Source organism: Streptomyces asiaticus (genome assembly GCF_018138715.1).
GTDB lineage: Bacteria > Actinomycetota > Actinomycetes > Streptomycetales > Streptomycetaceae > Streptomyces > Streptomyces asiaticus.
The window spans coordinates 2,096,920-2,115,448 of record NZ_JAGSHX010000006.1 but is presented as its reverse complement, the minus strand read 5'-3'; the positions used below and the strand labels follow the sequence as shown (position 1 = coordinate 2,115,448).

Sequence of the window (18,529 nt, the reverse complement as noted above, 5' to 3'; positions counted from 1 at the left end):
AGCGATGGGGCGGGTTCAGGGGCAGCGGCGGGTCGCGGTGAGCGTGAGCCGCCAGCGGACCTCGCCCGAGGCGGGGACCCACGCGGCGTCGGCGGGTCCCGCGTCGGCGAGGTCGAAGGCGCGGCCGAGCATCGGCTCGACTCCTGTGCTGCGGTAGGGGTTTCCGGCGGGGAAGCCACCGAGGTTGCGCCATACGGCGACGGACAGCGGCTGGCCGTCGGCCTCGAGCGCGAGGGCCAGGCACCGCGCACCGTCGTGGAGGCAAGCGCGCGGGGTGTCCACGACCGCGCCGACCGCGGTGCCGTCGTCCGGTCCGAACCGGTCGAGGGCCAGGCCCAGGGGCGCGGGCCAGTCGCCCTCGACCCACGGCGCCCCGGCCGGCCAGGGCCGGTCCAGCAGCGGCGCGGCCTCCGGGAAGACCCGGGTGCGCGCCCCCTCGCGCAGCCGCAGGGTCGCGCGCGGGGTCAGGTCGAGCAGGGCGTGGGCGGCCCAGATGAAGCGGAAGCCCGGCCCGGCGCGGAGGACGTAGTCGGCCTCGGCGCCGTCGGCCGTGCCGCGGATCGTGCGCGTCAGCGCGAACCGGTCGCAGCGCACGGTGTCCGCGTCCCCCTCGCGCCGCCCCGGACGCGCCCAGGCGTCGCCGTGGTCGGGGGCGCCGCGGACGGTGGGGACGCACTCCTCCAGGCCGCCCGCGTCCACGAAGGCGTCCCCGGGCGACACCCGCACGCTCCGGATCCGGGCGGTGCACAGCCATTCGTGTCCGTCCGCGCGGAGCGAGGTCCAGCGGCCGCCGTGCGCGGGGTCGGTGACGATCTCCAGCACGCCGTCACCACTCCGCGAACGAGCCGTCGGGGTGCCGCCAGACCGGGTTGCGCCAGGCGTGCCCGGTGCGGTCGGCCGCGCGCACGGCCGCCTCGTCGATGGTGATGCCGAGGCCCGGGGCGTCGCCGCGTGGCGCATGGCCGGCCACGAAGCGGAACGGCTCGGGGTCGACGAGGTAGGACAGCAGATCGGCCTCCTTGTTGTAGTGGATGCCGCGGCTCTGCTCCTGGATCAGGAAGTTCGGCGTCGCGAACGCGACTTGGAGGCTGGCCGCCAGCGCGATGGGGCCGAGCGGGCAGTGCGGGGCGAGCTGGGCGCCGTAGGTCTCGGCGAGCGAGGCGATGCGATGGACCTCGGAGATGCCGCCCGCGTGGGACAGGTCGGGCTGGGCGACGGCGATGCCCGCGGCGAGGACCGGGAGGAACTCCGTACGGCCGTAGAGCCGTTCACCGGTGGCGAGGGGCACCGGGCTCGCGGCCACCAGGCCGGGGAGCAGATGGCCGTGCTCGGGTACGACCGGCTCCTCCACGAACAGCGGGTGGAGGGCGGCCAGTTCGGGCAGGACGCGGCGGGCCCCGGCGGCGGTGAAGCGGCCGTGGAAGTCGACGGCCACATCGCGGTCCGGGCCGAGCGCCTCACGGGCGGCGGCCAGGCGGTCCACGACCGCGGCGGTCTCGGCCGCGGTGGGCATCGGGGAGGTCGCCCCGGCGCCGTTCATCTTCACCGCCGTGAACCCCGCCTCGACCTGCGCGGCTATCTGCTCGGACAGCTCGGCGGGCTCGTCGCCGCCGACCCAGGCGTACACCCGGACGCGGTCGCGCACGGGGCCGCCCAGCAGGGCGTGCACGGGGGCGCCGTAGGTCTTGCCCGCGATGTCCCACAGGGCCTGGTCGAGGCCGGCGACGGCGCTGGACAGGACGGGTCCGCCACGGTAGAAGCCGCCCTTGGTGAGCACCTGCCAGTGGTCCTGGATGCGGAGCGGATCCTGGCCGACCAGGTAGCCGGCGAGGACGTCGACGGCGGCGCGCACCACCTCGGCGCGCCCCTCGACCACGGGTTCGCCCCAGCCGACCACGCCGTCGTCGGTCTCGACGCGGCAGAACAGCCAGCGCGGCGGTACGAGGAAGGTCTCGATACGGGTGATCTTCACTGGCCGGTGGGCCCTTCCGTGTCGTTGTGGGAGCCGATGTCGGGGGAGCCGCCGGGGTCGGGGGAGCCGCCGGGGTCGGGGGAGCCGCCGATCCGGTCCAGGTCGCGGCCGGCCTGGTCGAGCAGGGCCCGCATGGCGGCCTCGGCGGCCCGCGGGTCCCGGTCGCGCACGGCGTCCAGGACGGCGCGGTGGGCGGGGACCGGATCCTCGCTGTGCGGGGAGCTGTGCACGATGCGATCGCGGTAGGCGAGGCCCGACTCGATCACCATCTCCATGCGTTCGAGGAGTTCGTTGTGGGTGGCGGCGAGCAGCGCGCGGTGGAAGGCGAGGTCGGCCTCGACGGCGTGGGCGGCGTCGGAGCCGCCCTGCCCCATCGCGTCCACGGCGGCGTCCAGGGCGGCGAGGTCGGCGTCGGTGCGCCGCTCGGCGGCCAGCCGTACGGCCGCCGGCTCGATGATGCCGCGCACCTCGGCGAGGTTGCGCAGCAGCGCGCTGTCGGCGTCGGAGGTGCGGTCGCTCTCGAACTGCCAGCGCAGCACGTCGGCGTCGAGCAGGTTCCAGTCCGAACGGCTCCGCACGAAGGTGCCGCGCTTCTGCCGGGCGTCGACCATCCCCTTGGCGGCCAGCACCTTCAGCGACTCGCGCAGGGCGGTGAGGCTGACATCCAGTTCGCTCTGGAGGGCGACCAGGTCCAGGGTGGATCCCTCGGGGAGGTCGCCGCTCAGGACGCGGCGGGCGAGTGCCTCCACCGTCTGGCCGTGCACGCCGCGGCGGGCGTAGGGCGTCATGTCGTACTGCCTTTCTGGTGCGAGCTGATCGCGGTGGTCATGCGGAGGGCTTGACGACGCTCCAGCCGCCGTCCACGAGAAGACTCGCACCGGTGATGTACGAGGACTCGTGGGAGGCGAGGAAGGCGATGGCCGCGGCCACCTCCTCCGGGGTGCCGAACCGGCCCGCCGCCGTCTCGGCGACGCTGCGCGCGCGGTCCTCGGCGGAGACCCGGTCCCAGGCCGCCGTCAGGATCGGGCCGGGCAGCACCGCGTTGACCCGCACCTCGGGGCCGTACTCGACGGCGAGCTGCCCGCACAGCGACAGCAGCGCCCCCTTCGAGGCCGCGTAGGCCGGGTGGCCGGGGATGCCCTTGTGGGCGTGGACGGACGAGGTCAGGACGACGGCTCCGCGGCGGGCGCGCAGATCGTCCAGGACGGCCCGGAAGCCGAGGAAGGCGCCGGTGAGGTTGACGGCGAGCTGCCGCTGCCAGGAGTCCAGGGACGTTTCGTGGGCGGGGGTGACGTCGACGGTGTAGGCATTGCTGACGAGTACGTCGACAGGTCCGAAGCCGCGGGCGGCCGCCGCGATCCGTTGCCAGCCCTCCTCCGTGGAGACGTCGGCGGTCACGAAGCGGGCGCGGCCGCCGTCCTCGGCGATCCGGTCGGCGGCCGCCGCGCCGCGCTCCTCGGCGATGTCGGCGAGCACGACGGCGGCGCCCTCCTGGGCGAGGCGTTCGGCGGTGGCGGCGCCGATGCCGGAGGCGGCTCCGGTGACCACGGCCGTGCGGTCGGTGAAGCGGTCACCGTGGCGGCGGGGCTGTTCCATCGGGGTCGGGCTCCTTCGCTGGACTTCGGGCGGGGGCGGGGGCAAGGGCTCTACTGCCGGGTCAGGACCACCAGTTCCGCGTCGTGCCCGGCGCTCCAGGCGAACGGCAGCCCGTAGTGCAGCAGATGGGCGCCGCTGTAGGCGGTCGCCGACGCGGCGTCCCGGTAGCGGGCGGCCGGGTCGAGGCCGCGCAGCCGGAGCCGGGCCGGACGCCCCGGGACGAGCGGGGCGCCGCCCAGGCGGCCGGTGCCGAGCGCGGCGACGACGGTGCGTCCGTCGGGACCGTCGTACTGCACCCCGCAGGTGGCGTCCAGCGGGCTGCCCAGGAGCCGGGCCTCGCCGAGGTGGATGACATCGCGCACCTCCTTGTAGCGGGCGATCCAGCGGGCGGCCTCGGCGCGCTGCCCGGCGTCCCAGTGGCGCAGGTCGGCGCCGATGCCCAGAACCCCGCACATGGCGGTGACGAAGCGGAAGGCGAGGCTGCGCGGCCGGGGGTCGAAGACACCGGGAGCGTCGGTGACCCAGGAACTCATCACGTGCGGGGCGTGGGCGTGCAGGAAGCCGTACTGGACAGCCAGCCGGTCCAGCGGCGCGGTGTTGTCGCTGGGCCAGACGACGTCGGTGCGGGCGATCGTCGCGTGGTCGACGCGCGCGCCGCCGCCCGCGGAGCCGTCGACCCCGCGGTACACGGCGTCGACCGCGCCGTCCGGGCCCGGGACCGCCCCGAGCGCACCGTCGAACGCGGCGCCGGGGAACTCCTGCCGCTTGGCCCACCCCTGCCAGCCGCCGTGTCCGTACCGCCGCTGCCAGAGGGTGTAGTCACCGGCCCGCGCGTACAGCACCACCGCGTCGCCCACGGCGACCAGCGTCGGGCTGCCGCTCACCGTCCCGCCGAGCGAACTCCACTCCGACCACTGCCCGGAGGCGTCGCGCGACCGCCTCCACACCTCGTCCGCGGAGGTCCGGACGGCCACATGGACCCGCCCCCGCGCGTCCACGACCGCCGACGGCCTGCCGTACGTGGGCCGGTCGCCCGGCGCGCCGAGCGACGACCAGCCGGACGACGGCCCCCGCTGGGTGATCCGCCCGTCGGCGCCGCGCGCGGTCAGCGTCCAGTGCGTCCCGTCGGTGAACGCCACCGAGGGGGCGTCGGTCAGCCTCCCGCCGAGGTCCTGCCAGCCGCCCCAGCGCCCGTGCGCGAAGACCCGCCGGTACGCCCCGGAGTCGGCGCCCCGCACGAAGACGTCGATCCGCCCGCCCGCCGAGGCGTGCGCGGAGGGCTGTCCGAGTATCTTTCCGTGCGCCGGGCCGCCGAGGTCCTTCGTCCGCGGCCCGCCGTCGCCGCCGTCGTCCGTGTGCTGGACGAGGGCACCGCCCGGTCCGCGGAAGAAGGTGATCAGCGCGTCGCCGTCGCGTACGACGGCCGGGCTCGCCGAGGTCTTCCCGCCCAGGTCCGCGCCGGGGAGGGCGTCCGCGCCGGTGAGCGTGGGGAACGCGGTGCCGTGCGCCGGCACCTCGACGGTGTACGACCCGGTGTGCGTCCCGCGGTCGGCACGCGCGCGCAGGTCGCGGACCGTGACCGGGCCGCCCAGCGCCACGTCGGAGAAGTTCACCGTCCGCTCGGCGGGCCGGTCCGAGCGGTTGAGCAGGACGACGGCGCTCCGGCCGTGGCCCGAGAGGACCTTGCCGTAGACGTCGCCGACGGAGTCGGTGGCCACCCGCACGCCCTGGACGGCCAGGGGGTCCTGGTCGACGGCGATGATCTCCGGGTTGCGCAGCGTCCGGAGCATCGCGTCGGACAGGGTGCGGGGGTCGGAGCCGATGACGAGCGGGGAGCCCATCTCGGCCCACATCACCAGCTGCGTGGTGGACTCCTCCTCCGTCAGCTCCAGCGAGCCGTCGGCCATGCGGCGCATGGGGATGAGGTAGTCGGGGTCGTTGTAGTGACCGGGGCCCTGCGCCTCGGGGTGCCAGGCGTTGGCGTCCATGTTGCGCAGCACATTGGGCCACTGTCCGGGGCTCGGGGTGCTCCAGGCGATGTCGGTGCCGGTGCGCCAGGAGTCCGCGATCGTCGGGGCGTAGGCGTAGGCGTAGGCGTTGTGCGCGTCCTGCTCGGGCGTGTGCGGCAGGCCCCAGTCGTCGGTGAGGGGATTGCACAGGTTCAGCAGCATCCGGCGTCCGGACTTCGCGACCGCGTCGCCGAACTCCTTGAAGGCCGGGCCCGGATCGAGCTTCTCGCCGATACCGCACAGGAAGTCGACCTTGATCGCGTCGATCTTCCAGTCCGCGAACTGCCGTGGGTCCTCGGTGTAGTGGCCACGGCTGCCGAGGCCGCAGCTCTTGCCGCCGTCGTAGGTGCCGGCGTCGGTGTAGACACCGGCCCGCAGACCGCGCTGGTGCAGAGAGGAGACGAGGGCCGGGATCCCGGAGGGGAAGCGGTCCGGGTGGGCCGCCAGCCGGCCCCGCGCGTCCCGCGGGTTGTCGGCCTGCCAGCCGCCGTCCAGCCACACGATGTCGTACCCGCTGTCGCGCAACCCGCTGCTGACGAGTTTGTCGGCGACCGCGCGTACCTCCTTCTCGGTGGGCGCTCCCAGGGCGTAGTAGGTGTTCCAGCCCATGTAGGGCGTCGGGGCGAGCCCGCTGTCGTAGTAGTCGGGCGCTCCTTGGTCCACGGTGGGTGCCTTCTGGTCCGCGGCGGGCGCGGCCGTGGCGGTGGGGCCCGCGGCCGTCGCCAGGACCACGGCGATCGCGGTCGCGACGGCGCCGCGGGTGAGGGTGCGGTGGCGGGGTCTCCGTGTGGGCGGGCCGGCGGGCGGGGGTGAAGTCACGTGCCTCTCCATAGGGTTGGGAAGCAGGAAGGAGACATGACGCGGCCGCCCTCGGACAGGGCGTCGTCGGCGTCACGGCGAAGACTGTGGCCCGCGGCCGAAACCCTGTCAAGAATTATTCCTAATTTATTTAAACAGCCCTCCGCCGCACTGGGGTGCGGCGGACTGCCCGGCGAGGGTGCAGGAGCTGGTCGAGCGGCTCGTCGCCGAGGGGCCGAGGGGCCGAGGTTGAGGAGAACCGCACCATGCTGCTGCCATGCCCGATCGGCATGACGGCTCGGGCAATCGGCATTGGCGTGACGTGTCGTCGACCGCAATGCTCGGCGGGAGACGGTGAATTCCGCCTGAACAACCTGAAAAACCACCTGAACATTGACGAGGTCTCAGAATATGCCGACCCTGAAGGTCGGCGGCAGCGCGGACGTCGTGGGAATCGTCGATCTCTCCACGAGCGCGCCCGGAGCCGCTCTCCGTAAGGTCGCAACGAAGCCACAGATGACACGCAGTGCCGTCGTGAACTTCCGGGACATGGCGAAGCCGTTCAGCGGATTCGCCACGCATGACTTCTTCAGCATCATGCCCATCACATTCGGCGAGTACGCGGCCCGGTTGAAACTGTGCGCCGCCTCCACGACGATCAACAAAAAAGGACGCAAGGATCTGGCCGCCGACATCCATACGCGACTCGCGGACGACGACTTGGAGTTCCTTTTCCAAGCCCAGTTCTTCGAGGATGAGAGTCGTACGCCGATCGAAGACTCGTCGGTCCACTGGGACGCGCCGTGGCTCACCGTGGGGCGACTGCGCGTGCCTCGGCAAGCACCGGACAAGGCATTCGCCGAGACCGTCGAGAAGAGCAGCTTCAACCCTTGGATCGCGGCACCGGAGCATCGGCCTCTCGGGGAATTGATGCGCGCTCGCCGGGCAGCCTATTCGCTCAGCTGGCGCAACCGGGACGTTGCTCCCTGACCCATCCTGTCCGTAAGGCGCCGTCATCGGACTACCGCTCGCTGAAGCCATTTCGGCATATGCCAGCGCTTGCGCGGCTAGCATGAGCCTCATGGACCTCGATATGCGCCGGGTGCGCTACTTCGTGGCCGTGGCCGAGGAGTGCAGCTTCGTGCGAGCGGCGAGCCGTCTTTATATGACCCAGCCGGCGCTCAGCCGCCAGATCCGGGCGTTGGAGGAGGATCTGGGCGTGGTCCTCTTCCTGCGGGACCGGCAGGGCACTGTACTGACGCGGGCGGGACACCAGTTGCTGGAGGACGCCCGGCCGATGCTGGCGATGTCACAGGCGGTGCAGCGGCGGGTGCGGATGGCGAACCGGGAGGTGAACCACTTCGCCATTGGCTTCATGCCGGGCATCGTCGTCACCCCCATCGTGCGGGAGTTCGCCGCGATGGCGCCGCAACTCGACATCGAGGTCGTGCACACCTCGATCACCGACCAGGTCGACTTCCTGATCGATGGCCGGGTCGACGTCTGCTACGTCCGACTGCCGCTGCCGGAGGGCATGTTCGAGGTGGTCCCGCTCTTCCCGGAGCCCCGTGTGGTGGCGCTGTCGAGCGGGCATCCGCTCGCGGAGCTCAAGGCAGTGCATGTCGAGGACCTGCGGAACATGGTCCTGTTGCAGGACCCGCAGGACGTCCCGGAATGGCGCGGGCGCCTGCCGCGCGAACCCCTCGCGCCGCAGATGGATGCCGGGCGGTTTCCGGTGACGATCGAGGAGTGCCTGGAAGGTGTTGCCTCCGGCGCCGGATGTTATGTCATGCCGGCCGGCATGGCCGGCTTCTACCGCCGTGACGATGTCGCCTATCTGACGCTCGAGGGCGTCGCGCCGCGCATGGTCGCCCTGGCCTACAGCAAGCACCGGACCATGCCCGAGCTGAACCAGTTCGCCGAACTCTCCCGCCGCATGCTCGGCCCGGGCCCGGACTGACCTCCGGCGTCGGCCGCCAGGCGGCGCCGACACTGACGGTGACGGCCGTGGCCGTCACCGTCAGTGGATCGGCTTTGGACCTCACGATCCGCCGTGGCCGGCGGTTCAGCCCAGCGAGGGCATGAGGCCGGCCTGCATGAGGAAGCCCGCGAAGTTCCAGTAGTCGCGGTTCTCGGTGATGAGTCCGTTGGTCCGCACGCCGATGGTGACGCCGGGGCACTCGAACTTCTTGCCGGTGGCCGGTATCCCCAGGATGGAGTTGGAGCGGTCATGCGTGCCGGAGAGGACCCACTCGAACGAGTAGGAGTCGCCCGATTCCACGACCTTGCCCAGGGCGAAGACGTAGTCGCTCGAGAGATTCGTGTCCATACCGTCGATCAACGCCTTGACCGCTGCCCTGCCCTCGAAGAGGCCACCGAAGACGGTGTCGACGACCTGGATGTCCTCGCTCATCATGTCGACGACTGCCTGCGAGTCGTGCCTGTTGCAGGCGTTGACATAGCTCGTCACCCAACGGGGCGGGGTCTGTTCGTTCATGTGTTTCCTCACCGGCTCAACTCGATACGACCGAATGTGTCCGGAGGGACCGGACATCCGCACACCGATGGTCGAGCAGACGGAGGCCGTGCCGCCAATGCCGAATCGGAGCGCCCTGATGCCTTCCCGGCATGGTGGGAGGTTGGGGCACTCCGACCCCGGGTGCACGCTGCCGCACCCCATCCTGAGCCGCTGAACGGCAGGTTGGACCGGGTGCGGCGGCATTAGCGGATCAGATGTCGCGGAAGGTCTCGATCTGGGCGCCGATCGAGTTCAGCCGCTCCGCGAGGTCCTCGTAGCCGCGGTTGATGACGTACACGTTGCGCAGTACGGAGGTGCCCGGCGCGGCCATCATCGCCAGCAGGACGACCACGGCGGGGCGCAGGGCGGGCGGGCACATCATCTCGGCGGAGCGCCAGCGGGTGGGGCCCTCGACCAGGACGCGGTGCGGGTCGAGGAGTTTGACGTGGGCGCCGAGGCGGTTGAGCTCGGTGAGGTAGATCGCGCGGTTGTCGTAGACCCAGTCGTGGATCAGCGTCGAGCCCTGGGCGACGGCCGCGATCGCCGCGAAGAAGGGGACGTTGTCGATGTTGACACCGGGGAACGGCATCGGGTGGATCTTGTCGATGGGGGCCTGCAACTTGGACGGGCGCACGGTGAGGTCGACCAGCCGGGTGCGGCCGTTGTCCGCCGCGTACTCCCGGCCGCGCTCGTGGTCCAGCCCCATCTCCTCCAGGACGGCCAGCTCGATCTCCAGGAACTCCACCGGCACCCGGCGGATCGTCAGCTCCGACTCGGTGATGACGGCGGCGGCCAGCAGGCTCATCGCCTCGACCGGGTCCTCGGAGGGCGAGTAGTCGACATCGCGGTCGATGTGGGCCACGCCGTGGACGGTCAGCGTCGTGGTGCCCACGCCCTCGACCTTGACGCCCAACTCCTCCAGGAAGAAGCAGAGGTCCTGGACCATGTAGTTGGACGAGGCGTTGCGGATCACCGTGACGCCGTCGTGCCGGGCGGCCGCCAGCAGCGCGTTCTCGGTGACGGTGTCGCCGCGTTCGGTCAGCACGATGGCGCGGGTGGGGGCGACCGAGCGGTCGACGTGGGAGTGGTACATCCCGTCGGTGGCGGTCACTTCGAGGCCGAAGTGGCGCAGGGCGGTCATATGCGGCTGCACGGTGCGGGTGCCGAGGTCGCAACCGCCCGCGTAGGGGATCCGGAAGCGGTCCATCCGGTGCAGCAGCGGGCCGAGGAACATGATGACGCTGCGCGTCCGGCGCGCGGCCTCGGTGTCCATGGCCTCGAGGTCCAGCTCGGCGGGCGGCACGATCTCCAGATCGGCGCCGTCGTTGATCCAGCGGGTGCGGACGCCGATGCTGCCCAGGACCTCGAGGATGCGGTAGACCTCCTCGATCCTGGCGACCCTCCGCAGTGTCGTGCGGCCCGCGTTGAGGAGCGTGGCGCACAGCAGCGCCACACACGCGTTCTTGCTCGTCTTGACGTCGATGGCCCCGGACAGCCGGCGGCCGCCGACCACCCGGAGGTGCATCGGGCCCGCGTAGCCGAGGGAGACGATCTCGCTGTCCAGGGCCTCGCCGATCCTGGCGATCATCTCAAGACTGATGTTCTGGTTTCCCCGCTCAATGCGGTTGACCGCACTCTGGCTTGTGCCGAGTGCCTCCGCGAGCTGGGACTGGGTCCAGCCCCGGTGTTGACGGGCGTCACGGATGAGCTTGCCGATACGCGAGAGGTAGTCGTCAGTCATGGAGACGAGGCTATCTCACATATGAGATGCGCACGCGAAGGGGGAGGCGGAAGGGGTGACATCTCACCACTCAGCATTGTTCTATTAGTATGCAAACAAGGGGGGAAACTCATGGTGAAGCGAGGGGTCGATATGCGTCCTGTCCGACGGCGCGCGGTCATCGTCGTTCTGCCCTTTGTGCTGGCGTGGGCCGTGGTCGTGGCGACTTTCGTCGGGCTGCGCGACCGGCTGCCGGATCCGCTCGCCACGCACTTCGGCGCGGACGGGAAGGCCGATGGATTCACCGGTACGGGTGCGTTCCTCTCGGTGGTCACCGCCGTCCTCCTCGGCTCCGGCCTCCTCACCCTCGTACCCACCCTCCGCCTGACCAAGGGCCTCGGCGCCCAGCGGTTCGCGGTCGCCCTCGGCTACGGGATGTCCGGCCTGCTGGGCTACGCCTTCGCGTTCCTGCTCTTCGCCAACGCCAACGCCGACGCCGACGTCGACGCCACCCGCGCCTCCCGGGTCTCCCTGCCCCTGTGGCAACTGGGCATCGCCCTCGCCGTCGCGGTCGTGATGGGCGCGCTGGGCGTGCTGCTCGCGAGCCGGGACGCGGCGTCCGCGGCCGGGCCCGGGAAGGGGGCCGCCGCGCCCCGGCTCCCGCTGGCCGAGGGTGAGGTGGCCACCTGGACGCGCTCCGTCGGATCGCCCGTGCTGCTCGCCGTGGGGGCGGGGACCGCGCTGCCGGGCGCCGTGCTGGTCGCCGTGGGCTCGGGGACGGGGGCGTTGCTGATCTTCGTCGGGCTGGTCTGCACGGCACTGGCCCGCTGCCGGGTGACCGTCGACCGCCGGGGCCTCGCCGTCGCCTCATGGTTCGCCCCGCGCCCCCGGGTGCGGATATCGCTGGACCGGATCGAACGCGCCACCAGCCGCGAGGCCGCCGCGCTGAGTCTCGGCGGCTGGGGCTACCGGGTCCGCGGCGGCGGCAGCGCGCTGGTGTTCCGCTCCGGCGACGCGCTGTTCCTGACGCTCACCACGGGCCGGGAGTTCGCGGTGACGGTGGACGACGCCGCCACCGCCGCCGCCCTGCTCAACACCCTGATCGAGCGGGACCGCCCGGCGGCGGGGGAGTGCGGCTGAGATGCTCTTCCGCGTCGACCCCGGCTCCGCGGTCCCGCTGGCCGACCAGATCGCCGCCTCGGTACGCGGTGCGATCGCCGACGGCACCGTACGCCCCGGCGAACGCCTCCCCGCCGCCCGCGCGCTCGGCGAATCCCTCGGCGTCAACGTCCACACGGTCCTGCGCGGCTACCAGCGGCTCCGCGAGGAGGGCCTGATCGAACTGCGCCGAGGCCGCGGCGCGGTCGTCACCGGCGACCAGCCCAGGGCCCGCGCCGGGCTCCTGGAGGGCGTCCAGGGCCTGGTGGACCAGGCCCGCGCCCTGGGCCTCTCCGACGAGGAGGTCCTGGCCCTGGTCAGAACCCGCCTCGCGGGCGGCTGAGGCTCATCAGAATTCAGAATTTGGAGGTGTCCAGCTCCGGGTCGAACGGCTCCGGGAGCGGGAGCGGGGTGCCGAGGGGGCGGAGGCCGTCCATCTTGGTGTAACCGAGGTTCCCGGGCAGGGAGTAGAGCGTGCAGGCGCGCTGCTGCCGGTCGACCAGGAGGTACAGCGGGGCGCCGTACTCGGCGTAGCGGCGCCGCTTGACGACCCGGTCGGTGTCTCCGTTCGAGTCGGAGGTCACCTCGACGACCAGGAGGGTCTGGTCGGGGAGCAGGGCTCCGGCGCCCTTGGCCAGCTCCCGGGGGACGACGGCGAGGTCCGGCACAAACCAGTTGGGGGTGCCGGGGAGGTCCAGGTCGCCTGATCCCGCCATGCAGCCCAGGGCGTGCACCTTGGGCGCGATGCGCTCCCGGAGTTTCGCGATCGTGCCCTCGTGATCCCAGGCCGGCGACAGCGGTTCGATGAATCCCTCGATGACCTGAACGCGGTCGAAGCCCCGGATGCGCTGGACCGCGTACGTGAGGGCGGTCTCGGGATCGTCGGCCGGGTATGCGGGTGGTCGTGTGCTCATCGGCCCTTCACTGAGTGTCGGAACGCGAGGTCTATCGCGGCCGATACGTGGCGTGCGGGGTTCCGGCCCGGGGATCACCCGTACCGGTGACGATCCCCCGTCACCACCGCCGCCAGCGTCCGTGCCGGGCCGTCGACCGCGGGGCCGTGGAGGAGTTCGGTGCGGTGGAGGAGGCGGGGGGCGATCAAGGGCGACGTGACGATGCCGGGGGTGCCCTTGGTGGCGGGGTGGGGGAGGAGGGCCAGGCCGTGGCCGGCGGCGGTGAGGGAGAGGAGGCCGCGGACATCGGTGCCCTCGTACGTCAGCGAGGTACGGAAGCCGTCGGTCCGGCTGACCGCGCGCAGCTGCTCCAGCGGCATGGCGGCGTCCGGGGCGTCCAGCCACTGGGCGTCGGCGAGGTCGGCCAGCCGCAGGCCGAGGCGGCGGGCCAGGGGGTGGCCGGTGGGCAGGGCGACCACCAGCGGGGCCTCCGCGACCGTGACCGCGGTGAGCGGGCCCACCTCGGGCAGCGGCAGCGCGTCGGCGGGGGTGGCCGGGCCGTCGATCAGTCCCAGGTCCAGGGTCCCGGACGCCACCGCGGCCGGGATCTCCCGGCGGCCGAGGACCCGCAGGGACGCTTTGGTGGCCGGATGCGCCTGGCGCACCCGGTCCAGGGCCGCGGCGATTCTCGGGGTCATCGTCAGCGGCGAGGCACCCACCACCAGGCGGGCGGCGCCCGACCCCGACAGCCGCTCGACGTCGGCCCGCGCCGCGTCCAGACGGAGCAGCAGCGGACCGGCGTGTTCCAGCAGCCGGGCGCCCGCGCTGGTGAGCATGACCGGCCGCCGGGTCAGCAGCGACGTCCGCAGATCCGCTTCCAGGGACGCGATGTGCTCGGAGACCGCCGCGGGGGTGAAGCCCAGCTCATGGGCGGCGTCGGAGAAGGATCCGCAGCGGGCCACGGAGATGAACGTGCGGAGCAGATGCGGGTCCATGGCAGCAGTATCGCGGTGGCGCGGGCCGCTCAGTCGGCGATCACCCTTACCGGTGAAGCCGGGGGAACACGGCCGAAGTCGAACGGATGAGTGATTGCGCTGTTACAGTCCGCTTACCCCGAGTACGGGGACAGCGCAAAACAGAATGAGGGGACCGGAGTTGCGCAGACGACTGAGACGGATGATCGCGGCGAGACCGTCACGCTCCGCTGGACGATGACGGACACCACCCCGGAGACCGACGGCATGAGCGCGCGGGTCTACCTGCGCCGCCAGGGCGCGACGGCCGGTACGTACCTGGGCGTGCCGCTGGTCGGGACCTATGACGTGGGCTCCAGTGGCCAGGACATCACCGTGGTGCCCGGTTCGACGCCTCAGAAGGCCACCTATGAGTGGACCCTGGCCGTTCCGCAGTACGCGGCCGGGACGTCGGTCACCTGGGCCGTCACCCGCTTAGGGCCTGTCTGGGGTTGTGATCTGGGCTCGCGGGGCGTGGCACGCACGCTCGCCGCGTTGCCGAAACGCCCTAGTAGCTCCGCTACGAGGGCCTTCCGGCGCCTTGCGATCGCACGCACCACGCCCCGCTCCCTGATCCAGATCACAACTCCAGACAGGCCCTAGAGGCCTGGGACCACCAGGGCACCTCGCTGGACTGGGACGCCGCCCGGCTGAGCGCGTTCCACAACACCTTCGAGGCGAAAACGCTCGCCGACGTGCGGGGCCCGACCTACGACGACCTCGTGGTGGACAACGAACGGCAGCCGTACGTCTACGTCGGCGAGGGCTCGTCGACCATGACCTACGACCTCGATGTGCACGACCCCCAGGCCGGCGTCTCCGGCGGCACCCTGACGGTGACCGGCCCCGGCGGGCAGCGCCTGACCGGCTCATTCGCGATCGATTGGACCTGGTACGCGGGCTACCAGGGGTGTGGCTACATCGAGTGGGGCCAGACGTACGCCGGGTCCTGCCGCGTGTCCGTGACCTTCCCCGCGCACGCGGCATCGGGCACGTGGACCGTCTCGCGGGTCGAGCTCACCGACAACGCGGGCAACACCAGCGCCTACAGCGGCCTCTCAGCCGCGCCTGTCCACGTCACCTCCGACGACGTGCTCTCCGCGGACGGTTTCACGGCGACACCGAACCCGGTCGACACCTGGCACGGCGCCCGGACGATCAAGGTCGGTTTCCGGCCCCACGGGGGCCAGGGCGAGGTCGTGTCGGCGGTCGTGACCACCGACAGTGTCAACGGCTGCCGGCAGACCTCCACCACGGCGACGACCGCGGCGGACGGGACCGTCTCGGTGAACTACGACGTGCCCCGGCGGGTCTTCACCTGCCACATCACCGGCGTGATCATCACGGACCACGCCGGGAACGTCGCCCTGTACGGCTCGGAGTTCGGCGCACCGGAGACCGGTCTGACGATCGCTTCGGCACCCGACACGGTGCTGCCCGAGATCGACCGGGCCACGCTCACGCCCACCACCATCCCGGCAACGGACCACTTCACGGACATCCGCCTCACCGTCAACGTCTCGGGCACCACCGCGGGTGTCAACGGCTACGACCTCTACCTGATCGACTCCTCGGGGCAGCGGATCCCGGCCGCGTCCGGCGGTGCCCCACTGACCTTCGGTGGCCCGTTGACGCTCTCCTTCCCGCTCCCCTCCGGCGTGGCCCCCGGGGCGTACACCATCGCTGTGCGCCTGTCCGACCAGGCGGGCAAGTCCTCGTCCTTCGGTTTCCCCAACGGCACCCCGATGCCGGGCGGGCCGGTGACTCTGACGGTCGCCTAGGCGCCCCGCAGCCTGAAGAGACCCGGTGCCCGGTCTCGCCGCGAGGCCCGGCACCTCGCCGGCACCGGCCGCGGAACGTCACCGGGTAAACGCCTCGAGCAGATGAGAGCGGTCACCCGGGCAGGGCATGACCGCGCGGGGGCGATGTATTAGAGTTATCTCGACATCGAGATATCTGCTGGAAGGCACACTGTCGCCCCGCGCCGGTAAGGCTTACCTAACTTAGCCATACCTTAGCGGATCGGCGCGGGCATGTGACGGCAGCATTGCGGTGGTACGCGCGAAATCATGCATGAAGGAGACTGTCGTGTCGGCGAACAGCTTCGACGCCCGCAGCACCCTGCAGGTGGGCGACGAATCGTACGAGATCTTCAGGCTGGACAAGGTCGAGGGGTCGGCCCGGCTCCCTTACAGCCTGAAGGTGCTGCTGGAGAACCTGCTCCGCACCGAGGACGGCGCGAACATCACCGCCGACCACATCCGCGCGCTGGGCGGCTGGGACTCGCAGGCCCAGCCCAGCCAGGAGATCCAGTTCACGCCGGCCCGCGTGATCATGCAGGACTTCACGGGTGTGCCCTGCGTGGTCGACCTCGCCACCATGCGTGAGGCCGTCAAGGAGCTCGGCGGCGACCCGGCGAAGATCAACCCGCTCGCCCCGGCCGAGCTGGTCATCGACCACTCCGTGATCGCCGACAAGTTCGGCACCAACGACGCCTTCACCCAGAACGTGGAGCTGGAGTACGGGCGCAACAAGGAGCGCTACCAGTTCCTGCGCTGGGGCCAGACCGCGTTCGACGAGTTCAAGGTCGTACCGCCCGGCACCGGCATCGTCCACCAGGTCAACATCGAGCACCTGGCCCGCACCGTCATGGTCCGGAACGGCCAGGCGTACCCGGACACCCTGGTCGGCACCGACTCCCACACCACCATGGTCAACGGCCTCGGTGTGCTCGGCTGGGGCGTCGGCGGCATCGAGGCCGAGGCCGCGATGCTCGGCCAGCCGGTCTCGATGCTCATCCCGCGCGTCGTCGGCTTCAAGCTGACGGGTGAGCTGAAGCCCGGCACCACCGCCACCGACCTCGTGCTGACCATCACCGAGATGCTGCGCAAGCACGGTGTCGTCGGCAAGTTCGTCGAGTTCTACGGCGAGGGTGTGGCGGCCACGAGCCTCGCCAACCGCGCCACCATCGGCAACATGTCGCCGGAGTTCGGCTCCACCGCCGCGATCTTCCCGATCGACGACGAGACGATCAAGTACCTGAAGCTCACCGGCCGCAGCGAGCAGCAGCTCGCGCTCGTCGAGGCGTACGCCAAGGAGCAGGGCCTCTGGCTGGACCCGGCCGCCGAGCCCGACTTCTCCGAGAAGCTGGAGCTCGACCTCTCCACGGTCGTCCCGTCGATCGCGGGCCCCAAGCGCCCCCAGGACCGCATCGTGCTCGCCGAGGCGGCGCAGCAGTTCGCCCAGGACGTCCGTAACTACGTCGCCGAGGCGGAGGAGGACGAGGCGGGCAAGGAGTCCTTCCCGGCCTCCGACGCCCCGGCCGTCTCCAACGGCGTGCCGAGCAAGCCGACTCAGGTCACCGCCCCCGACGGTTCGACGTACGAGATCGACCACGGCGCCGTCACCGTCGCCGCGATCACCTCCTGCACCAACACCTCGAACCCGTACGTCATGGTCGCCGCCGCGCTGGTGGCCAAGAAGGCGGTCGAGAAGGGCCTGACCCGCAAGCCGTGGGTCAAGACCACCCTGGCCCCGGGCTCGAAGGTTGTCACCGACTACTTCGACAAGGCGGGCCTGACCCCCTACCTCGACAAGGTCGGCTTCAACCTCGTCGGCTACGGCTGCACCACCTGCATCGGCAACTCCGGCCCGCTGCCGGACGAGGTCTCCAAGGCCGTCAACGAGGCCGACCTCGCCGTCACCTCGGTGCTCTCCGGCAACCGGAACTTCGAGGGCCGGATCAACCCCGACGTCAAGATGAACTACCTGGCATCCCCGCCGCTGGTCGTCGCGTACGCCATCGCCGGTTCGATGAAGGTGAACATCACCACGGACGCGCTGGGCACCGACCAGGAGGGCAAGCCGGTCTACCTCGCGGACATCTGGCCGACCGAGGCCGAGGTCAACGACGTCGTGGCCAACGCCATCGGCGAGGACATGTTCAACAAGTCCTACCAGGACGTCTTCGCCGGTGACGCCCAGTGGCAGGCGCTGCCGATCCCGACCGGCAACACCTTCGAGTGGGACGCCGAGTCCACCTACGTCCGCAAGCCCCCGTACTTCGAGGGCATGACCATGGAGACGAGCCCGGTCGAGGACGTCACCGGCGCCCGCGTCCTGGCCAAGCTGGGCGACTCGGTCACCACCGACCACATCTCCCCGGCCGGTGCGATCAAGGCCGACACCCCGGCCGGCAAGTACCTCACCGAGCACGGTGTCGAGCGGCGTGACTTCAACTCCTACGGCTCCCGCCGGGGCAACCACGAGGTCATGATCCGCGGCACCTTCGCCAACATCCGGCTGCGCAACCAGATCGCGCCTGGCACCGAGGGCGGCTTCACCCGCGACTTCACCCAGGACGGCGGGCCGGTCTCCTTCATCTACGACGCCTCGCAGAACTACCAGGCGGCCGGCACCCCGCTGGTCATCCTGGCGGGCAAGGAGTACGGCTCCGGCTCGTCCCGCGACTGGGCCGCGAAGGGCACCGCGCTGCTCGGCGTCAAGGCCGTCATCGCCGAGTCGTACGAGCGCATCCACCGCTCGAACCTCATCGGCATGGGCGTCCTGCCGCTCCAGTTCCCCGAGGGCGCCTCGGCGCAGTCGCTGGGCCTGACCGGCGAGGAGACCTTCGACATCACCGGCGTCACCGCGCTCAACGAGGGCGGCATCCCGGAGACGGTGAAGGTCAAGGCGGGCGAGGTGGAGTTCGACGCCAAGGTGCGCATCGACACCCCCGGCGAGGCGGACTACTACCGCAACGGCGGCATCATGCAGTACGTGCTGCGCTCGCTGATCCGCAAGTAAGCACGGCTCAGCGGCTCAGCGGCTCACGGCGGCGACGACGGGCCGC

Annotated in this window: 16 protein-coding genes; 7 read left to right on the top strand and 9 right to left on the bottom strand. The window is 71.3% G+C overall.

The window, feature by feature from the left end; translation table 11 throughout:
* Positions 1 to 15 precede the first annotated feature (15 nt).
* Genes KHP12_RS16585 through KHP12_RS16560 form a run of 5 tightly spaced genes read right to left on the bottom strand, consistent with a single transcriptional unit; the run spans position 16 to position 6,315 of the window.
* Positions 16 to 822, bottom strand: coding sequence for a hypothetical protein (locus tag KHP12_RS16585; protein WP_211833115.1), 807 nt, complete (start codon positions 820 to 822; stop codon positions 16 to 18).
* A gap of 4 nt (positions 823 to 826) precedes the next feature.
* Entirely contained in the window at positions 827 to 1,972 is a 1,146-nt protein-coding gene (gene dgoD, locus KHP12_RS16580; RefSeq protein ID WP_211833114.1) for a galactonate dehydratase, read from the bottom strand.
* Positions 1,969 to 2,760 (bottom strand): FadR/GntR family transcriptional regulator, encoded by a 792-nt coding sequence (locus tag KHP12_RS16575; RefSeq protein ID WP_245010185.1) that lies wholly within the window; start codon positions 2,758 to 2,760, stop codon positions 1,969 to 1,971. Before KHP12_RS16575 ends, dgoD begins: the two co-directional genes overlap by 4 nt.
* Before the next feature lie 37 nt (positions 2,761 to 2,797).
* Positions 2,798 to 3,568, bottom strand: coding sequence for an SDR family NAD(P)-dependent oxidoreductase (locus KHP12_RS16570; protein WP_211833113.1), 771 nt, complete (start codon positions 3,566 to 3,568; stop codon positions 2,798 to 2,800).
* 50 nt (positions 3,569 to 3,618) lie between these two features.
* Positions 3,619 to 6,315 (bottom strand): DUF8189 domain-containing protein, encoded by a 2,697-nt coding sequence (locus KHP12_RS16560; RefSeq protein WP_372455304.1) that lies wholly within the window; start codon positions 6,313 to 6,315, stop codon positions 3,619 to 3,621.
* Positions 6,316 to 6,786: 471 nt separating this feature from the next.
* On the opposite strand from KHP12_RS16560, the gene KHP12_RS16555 reads away from it, so the two are divergent.
* On the top strand, positions 6,787 to 7,365 hold the full coding sequence (locus tag KHP12_RS16555; RefSeq protein WP_086886262.1) for a catalase family protein: 579 nt from the start codon (positions 6,787 to 6,789) through the stop codon (positions 7,363 to 7,365).
* Positions 7,366 to 7,468: 103 nt separating this feature from the next.
* On the top strand, positions 7,469 to 8,335 hold the full coding sequence (locus tag KHP12_RS16550) for a LysR family transcriptional regulator (RefSeq protein ID WP_245010186.1): 867 nt from the start codon (positions 7,469 to 7,471) through the stop codon (positions 8,333 to 8,335).
* 105 nt (positions 8,336 to 8,440) lie between these two features.
* Here KHP12_RS16550 and KHP12_RS16545 read toward each other — a convergent pair whose 3' ends face one another.
* Together KHP12_RS16545 and KHP12_RS16540 are read right to left on the bottom strand one after the other, a co-directional pair.
* Complete coding sequence (locus KHP12_RS16545) at positions 8,441 to 8,872, bottom strand: ester cyclase (RefSeq protein WP_167442806.1); 432 nt, start codon at positions 8,870 to 8,872, stop codon at positions 8,441 to 8,443.
* 232 nt (positions 8,873 to 9,104) lie between these two features.
* Positions 9,105 to 10,634, bottom strand: coding sequence for a helix-turn-helix domain-containing protein (locus tag KHP12_RS16540; protein ID WP_037959016.1), 1,530 nt, complete (start codon positions 10,632 to 10,634; stop codon positions 9,105 to 9,107).
* A gap of 132 nt (positions 10,635 to 10,766) precedes the next feature.
* Between KHP12_RS16540 and KHP12_RS16535 the strand changes: the two genes are divergently transcribed.
* Together KHP12_RS16535 and KHP12_RS16530 are read left to right on the top strand one after the other, a co-directional pair.
* Positions 10,767 to 11,753 carry an SdpI family protein gene (locus tag KHP12_RS16535; RefSeq protein WP_246643126.1) on the top strand — a complete coding sequence of 329 codons (987 nt, stop codon included), beginning with the start codon at positions 10,767 to 10,769 and terminating at the stop codon, positions 11,751 to 11,753.
* A gap of 1 nt (position 11,754) precedes the next feature.
* Complete coding sequence (locus KHP12_RS16530; protein WP_086884167.1) at positions 11,755 to 12,114, top strand: GntR family transcriptional regulator; 360 nt, start codon at positions 11,755 to 11,757, stop codon at positions 12,112 to 12,114.
* Between the two features lie 13 nt (positions 12,115 to 12,127).
* Here the strand turns inward: KHP12_RS16530 and KHP12_RS16525 are convergent, their stop codons facing one another.
* Positions 12,128 to 12,685 (bottom strand): Uma2 family endonuclease, encoded by a 558-nt coding sequence (locus tag KHP12_RS16525; protein ID WP_211833111.1) that lies wholly within the window; start codon positions 12,683 to 12,685, stop codon positions 12,128 to 12,130.
* 74 nt (positions 12,686 to 12,759) lie between these two features.
* Entirely contained in the window at positions 12,760 to 13,659 is a 900-nt protein-coding gene (locus KHP12_RS16520) for a LysR family transcriptional regulator (protein WP_210610019.1), read from the bottom strand.
* A 216-nt stretch (positions 13,660 to 13,875) separates the two neighbouring features.
* Between KHP12_RS16520 and KHP12_RS16515 the strand changes: the two genes are divergently transcribed.
* The 3 genes from KHP12_RS16515 to acnA all read left to right on the top strand — a co-directional run bounded on the left by KHP12_RS16515 (position 13,876) and on the right by acnA (position 18,483).
* Complete coding sequence (locus KHP12_RS16515; RefSeq protein ID WP_143678087.1) at positions 13,876 to 14,280, top strand: hypothetical protein; 405 nt, start codon at positions 13,876 to 13,878, stop codon at positions 14,278 to 14,280.
* Positions 14,281 to 14,372: 92 nt separating this feature from the next.
* Positions 14,373 to 15,458: a hypothetical protein gene (locus KHP12_RS16510; protein ID WP_211833110.1), complete on the top strand. Its 1,086-nt coding sequence runs from the start codon at positions 14,373 to 14,375 to the stop codon at positions 15,456 to 15,458.
* 307 nt (positions 15,459 to 15,765) lie between these two features.
* Entirely contained in the window at positions 15,766 to 18,483 is a 2,718-nt protein-coding gene (acnA, locus tag KHP12_RS16505; protein WP_086882843.1) for an aconitate hydratase AcnA, read from the top strand.
* Positions 18,484 to 18,529: the final 46 nt, after the last annotated feature.